This is a genomic window from Buttiauxella sp. B2 (assembly GCF_006376615.1).
Classification (GTDB): Bacteria; Pseudomonadota; Gammaproteobacteria; order Enterobacterales; family Enterobacteriaceae; genus Buttiauxella.
In genome coordinates, this window is record NZ_VEXQ01000054.1 from 1 (window position 1) to 4,627 (window position 4,627).

9 protein-coding genes are annotated in these 4,627 nt (G+C 42.1%); 5 read left to right on the plus strand and 4 right to left on the minus strand.

What is annotated here, in order from left to right; genetic code table 11:
- Positions 1-160 precede the first annotated feature (160 nt).
- Genes FH968_RS23765 through FH968_RS23230 form a run of 4 tightly spaced genes read right to left on the minus strand, consistent with a single transcriptional unit; the run spans position 161 to position 1,371 of the window.
- Positions 161-328 (minus strand): hypothetical protein, encoded by a 168-nt coding sequence (locus FH968_RS23765; protein WP_189389350.1) that lies wholly within the window; start codon positions 326-328, stop codon positions 161-163.
- 51 nt (positions 329-379) lie between these two features.
- Positions 380-688: a hypothetical protein gene (locus FH968_RS23220; protein WP_139883800.1), complete on the minus strand. Its 309-nt coding sequence runs from the start codon at positions 686-688 to the stop codon at positions 380-382.
- A 41-nt stretch (positions 689-729) separates the two neighbouring features.
- Positions 730-1,164: a type II toxin-antitoxin system HicB family antitoxin gene (locus tag FH968_RS23225; RefSeq protein ID WP_139883803.1), complete on the minus strand. Its 435-nt coding sequence runs from the start codon at positions 1,162-1,164 to the stop codon at positions 730-732.
- 24 nt (positions 1,165-1,188) lie between these two features.
- Complete coding sequence (locus FH968_RS23230) at positions 1,189-1,371, minus strand: type II toxin-antitoxin system HicA family toxin (protein ID WP_139883806.1); 183 nt, start codon at positions 1,369-1,371, stop codon at positions 1,189-1,191.
- Between the two features lie 571 nt (positions 1,372-1,942).
- Here FH968_RS23230 and FH968_RS23235 point away from each other — a divergent pair.
- From FH968_RS23235 to FH968_RS23260, 5 genes are all read left to right on the plus strand, one after another.
- Entirely contained in the window at positions 1,943-2,407 is a 465-nt protein-coding gene (locus FH968_RS23235; RefSeq protein ID WP_139883807.1) for a hypothetical protein, read from the plus strand.
- Between the two features lie 15 nt (positions 2,408-2,422).
- Complete coding sequence (locus FH968_RS23240) at positions 2,423-2,695, plus strand: hypothetical protein (protein WP_139883809.1); 273 nt, start codon at positions 2,423-2,425, stop codon at positions 2,693-2,695.
- Positions 2,695-3,219, plus strand: coding sequence for a type II toxin-antitoxin system RelB/DinJ family antitoxin (locus tag FH968_RS24015; protein ID WP_223271386.1), 525 nt, complete (start codon positions 2,695-2,697; stop codon positions 3,217-3,219). Before FH968_RS23240 ends, FH968_RS24015 begins: the two co-directional genes overlap by 1 nt.
- A 76-nt stretch (positions 3,220-3,295) precedes the next feature.
- Positions 3,296-3,763: a hypothetical protein gene (locus FH968_RS23255; RefSeq protein WP_139883811.1), complete on the plus strand. Its 468-nt coding sequence runs from the start codon at positions 3,296-3,298 to the stop codon at positions 3,761-3,763.
- A 65-nt stretch (positions 3,764-3,828) separates the two neighbouring features.
- On the plus strand, positions 3,829-4,332 hold the full coding sequence (locus FH968_RS23260; protein ID WP_139883814.1) for a hypothetical protein: 504 nt from the start codon (positions 3,829-3,831) through the stop codon (positions 4,330-4,332).
- The last annotated feature ends 295 nt before the right edge of the window (positions 4,333-4,627 follow it).

A 4,627-nucleotide genomic window follows, 5' to 3' on the forward strand; every position in this document is an offset into this window, starting at 1 on the left:
CAAAGAAAACATGACATCATCATATGAATCTTCGCTTTTTAGTTGTTCAATACGTTTTACCGCTTCACGTATTGATTCCATATTCAGTTCATTTTTCACGTTGGCGATCCCGTTATCGAAGGGGTATTGTATGCCCCGCTGTAGCGGGGCTATTTGGTTTCTAAATCCCTAATTTTTTCTTTGTATATTCTAGGTCTACAAAAGGTGTCCAGTTTCCCTTATAAAATTCAATCGCGGCTTGTTTCAATGTGATCAAGCCAGCTTCATACTCTATTTTTACTGATTCATGAAAGGTAGGTATATCAAATGCTTTATTTTTGCGGCTCATATCATGATCTCGCTGTATGTTTAACTTGAGATAATTATAACACTTCCGCTTCTAATTTTGACCATTGAAAAACCCAAATCTCTTTGGTATCAGATAAAAAACAATAATAATTGCCAAGATAATTTCAATCCCAACGCACGAATAATGAATGATATTATTTGTTATGAACATCCAATCTAAAGCACATATAAAACAAATGGTGAAAATGCCGAATAAAATATTAAGAAAATTACATTCATGAGCAATCATAATAACGCTTATTAATGCGGGTATTGCTGCCAACAAAATAACTTCCTGTGAAAACCCGCCCAATGAAGCGATACCAGGAAGAAAACAAAGAAACACAATAATTAAAGGCATTTCATTTTCCTATTTTATTTTTTGAAAAAAAACCTGAATCGTTATTTTCCAGAAAGTTCATGACGTGCTGCGGTAGCAAGAAAATGGCTTCTGTCTTTATAGATCCTTCGTTCACTGATATAGCCGTCAATACGCTTAACCAGTACGTCTGGAAGGGTAATGTTAACCCGCTGCTGCTTACCTTCAAATCCTTTCAGGTCTACATCTATCACAAACCAGGTATCACAGTGTGCATAATCCGGGCTGGCAGCATAAACCATAAATCCGGCATCCTTTATATCCTCCACAGAATGCGAACCGTTCACCATCATCTCTTCAACTACACTCAGGATGGCTTCACGCGCCATAACGGGAATATCAGCCTGTTCATCTGCCGCAGACACGCAACCATAATCAAGTCCGTCCAGTGCAGGTACGCTGATACCGTAGGCAGTCCCATTATCTTTTGGAGTTTCAACTCCTACTGAAAAAAACATAGTAACCTCCAAAGTCGGCGGGGATCAGATCCCCGCCATTTTTTTGATAGCTCTGACAGTGCCGAGGGGTAAATCCTTTTTCGGATGCGGAACCGGGAATGTTTTTCCGGTTATGGGCGACCACCAAATCTGGTGACTCCCTCCGTTATGCCGTTTCAGTTCACACCCGACAGCTACCAGTTCTTTAATCAGGTCAGCAGATTTCATTTATCCTCCCTAACCTGAAAATAATTATACACACATATGCGCATAAACACAAGGTATGTATACTTATATGTGTGTATATCTTGATTCTGGTTGGCTGGACAGAATACCCTTTGTGTCCAAAGTGGTACGGGAATTAAAAGGAGAGGGGTTCCGGTGCCTGGAACAAGCCCGGACGCAGACACCGGAGCGCCAGCCAGTGACGCCCGGACAGTTTACCGGAATGCGCCCCGGAGCGCGTAAAATCTTGTTCAAAATATCTGGAGCGGTCGCAGCTGAGAAACGCAATGGTCAACGCGCCCGATGCGCAACCGGCGCGAAGATGATTTGTTGTTTTACAGTGAGTTAAGTGTTTTGCATTGCAAAAAATATTGGTGAGTTTTTTTGATGGTATCAGGAAGCACGTTGCGCTACGTGCAATCTGAGATTTTGCGGGGGGGATTGAGCGCGAGAATTGACGGAACGACGCGACTAAAAAAGAACTTCTGTAACGCAACCTTGCTTTACATTAACTCTGTCCGACGCTAATATAATCTGTAACGCAATAGTGCGTTACGATTGCCGGGAGCCGGAAATGATATTCAAGCGCGAACCACGCTATTCTTATCACTGGACGCCAGCGAAAGAGGCCGCTTATTTACGCAAGCCGCAGCGCGTACAGAATAAACTGATTGCCCGGTATCCTCTTATTTCCGACCAGCTTACAACGCCGCAGAGTTCACTGGAAGCAGAAAAACAACGCCGTGAAGCACTTAATATCCAGTCTGAAATGAATATGCGAACGTTCCGCACTAACCAGTGGCGTAGCGCCCGGAAACTGTATTTTGCATGTGATATAAACACGCGAGCGGTTATTAAAAAAGCATGGCAAAGCGGTGTATACCCGGCTGATCCCACCTACCTGATTTATGTGATAGAGAAAAATAATGGCGACTATCAGCGCCGCTGTAATTTCTATGCTGAACAGGACAAAATCCGGCGCGAAGAAACCGCCCGGATTTATAACGTCCGTGAAAACCAGATTGATTTATTCCAGTAACAGGAGTGACAGATAATGAAACATCGCTGGTCAAAGCCCCGTACAAAAGTATCGGAGGCCGTAATTGCACTTTGCTATACGCTGGCAGTATACGGTATTTATTTCCAGTCCAGATTTACAACAGAAAGTGCCACGCGCATGAAAGATAATATGGGTGAATCACTCGGCTTACTGTACGCCGTATACGCCCATATATTAAGTCCTATTATTACTATCGCAGCAGGTTACACCGCTGTCTATCTCACGTTCTGCTTCATTCGACAGGTCACAGAGAAAGGGGGCAAATAATGGCTACAGTAAACGTGAATGTGCGTATTGACGCTGAACTCAAGCAAAGCGCCGATGAAGCGATGCAGATCGCCGGAGCCACACCGACACAGGCGATTACCCTGCTGTATCAGTATATCGCTGAGAACAAGCGTCTGCCCTTTGTGGTCACTACCAGCGTGAAAACGCCGGACGATCTCGCCAGTGAAGCGACTGAGTTACTGGCTACCGCGCTGGCAGTGGCACTCAATATGGAAGCAGGGCTTAAAGAGGAAGGGCATATGCCAGGTAAAATAATGCTGGAATATTACCGCCGCCTTGATTTTCTGTTTACCAGCGCCAAAGAAAAGACTGTTAAGTCACAGGAACCGCGCGAACTGACACTGGCGCTGAATAATTTGAATAAACTACTGACGGTCATTGTGGATTTTACTGATTTTGGCTATGGCTATGAGCTTGTCCGATTACTGCCGTCAGAAAAGAACAAATTTAATATTTCGATCTCAGTGTTTGAGCGCAGCATGTTTGAACTTGTGAACTTGTGAACATGGGAAGAGGTCGAACTCACCGCAGAGTTTGAAATAAGCTGTCTTGAAGAGACATATCATGGAGTGTTAATAAATGAGAATCACACATAGTTTTACCGACACTGAAATCTCAATAATGAAGGATAGTTTTATTAGCATTGTGAAAGGCATTACTTTTGTATTCCTCACAATAAGTGCAGTAGTCATCTTTTTTGGCACCTTCTATTTAATTGGCAAGGGCGGAGCCTGGTTCCAAATCAATCATAATCAAGCCTTCAGGATTTCCATATCAGTGCTAACAGCGGTGTTGCTGATGATTTTTTGGTTTATGGTTTTCTGCATTTCAAAAACAAAAGATGGCACCGAGGAAAATCAAAAATTTTGTGCTCTGTGCGCAGTATCTGGTTGCTCTCTTTTAGTTTTGCTCGGAACCTTTATAGCTATATCTTGTAATATACCCACAGAAATGCCTACTGATTTAGCAATTACGTTCTGTTCATTAGCTATTGCAGCACCTTGTTTCTTTGCTGGTATTTGCTGGTATTTTTATTTTTGCGAATAACTAATGATGTTAAAATTCACAGCGTTTTTACATAAAAATTGCAAGCTTGAATTAAGGTTTACAAAATGAAAATGAATACAGGTAATATAAAAAAGCACTTACCAATAATTATACTGTTCGTAATGATAGTGGCATTTTCAGCATATGTGAAATCATGGGGTTTACTATATGTCGCTTTAGCAACCAGCGTCATAATATTATTGCCGCTTATAGTTTCTCCATTTAAGCATTCAAAATATATTCTCTTTAGGGCATTAAGATTATTGGTTAATACGTGCTGGGCAATTGGTCTTGTATGTGTATTCTTTTCATTCATTGAGCGCCTTGTATGGGTTAATACCGAAACCTATCCAACATGGCTGGCTAAAGAACTGGTTTCCCCCTCAGTCGTAGGTGTTGATAATATGATTAAAGCAACAGAGTTTTTTGATAAAACATGTGGCAAAAACAGAGGTTATCTTACGGTTGTAGCCAAGCGTAACGGCACGTTTATGCGCTGCGATGATAGTATTTCTTTCGATTCATGGTGGAAAGGCGTCTACCTGCTAAAAACCCCTGAGAATGGATAATTTAAAACCGTAATAGAACGGCATTTTGATGGTATCAGGAAGCACGTTGCGCTACGTGAAATCTGAGATTTTGCGGGGGGATTGGGGACAAGTATTCACGCAGAAATGCCATAAGTCAGGCCGCTTTTGCGGCCTCACCTATTTTTCAACTCTTGTTCACACATCACCCCCGCCATTAACCCGGTAAGAATTGACTTTTGAAGTTCATGGCTTGCCAGCTTCAACAAAGAAAACATGACATCATCATATGAATCTTCGCTTTTTAGTTGTTCAATACGTTTTACCGCTTCACGTA

Excerpts from the sequence above, each read along its gene's own strand:
- FH968_RS23765 (WP_189389350.1), bottom strand. The coding sequence starts at position 328 with ATGAGCCGCAAAAATAAAGCATTTGATATACCTACCTTTCATGAATCA.
- FH968_RS23220 (WP_139883800.1), bottom strand. The coding sequence starts at position 688 with ATGCCTTTAATTATTGTGTTTCTTTGTTTTCTTCCTGGTATCGCTTCA.
- FH968_RS23225 (WP_139883803.1), bottom strand. The coding sequence starts at position 1,164 with ATGTTTTTTTCAGTAGGAGTTGAAACTCCAAAAGATAATGGGACTGCC.
- FH968_RS23230 (WP_139883806.1), bottom strand. The coding sequence starts at position 1,371 with ATGAAATCTGCTGACCTGATTAAAGAACTGGTAGCTGTCGGGTGTGAA.
- FH968_RS23235 (WP_139883807.1), top strand. The coding sequence starts at position 1,943 with ATGATATTCAAGCGCGAACCACGCTATTCTTATCACTGGACGCCAGCG.
- FH968_RS23240 (WP_139883809.1), top strand. The coding sequence starts at position 2,423 with ATGAAACATCGCTGGTCAAAGCCCCGTACAAAAGTATCGGAGGCCGTA.
- FH968_RS24015 (WP_223271386.1), top strand. The coding sequence starts at position 2,695 with ATGGCTACAGTAAACGTGAATGTGCGTATTGACGCTGAACTCAAGCAA.
- FH968_RS23255 (WP_139883811.1), top strand. The coding sequence starts at position 3,296 with ATGAGAATCACACATAGTTTTACCGACACTGAAATCTCAATAATGAAG.
- FH968_RS23260 (WP_139883814.1), top strand. The coding sequence starts at position 3,829 with ATGAAAATGAATACAGGTAATATAAAAAAGCACTTACCAATAATTATA.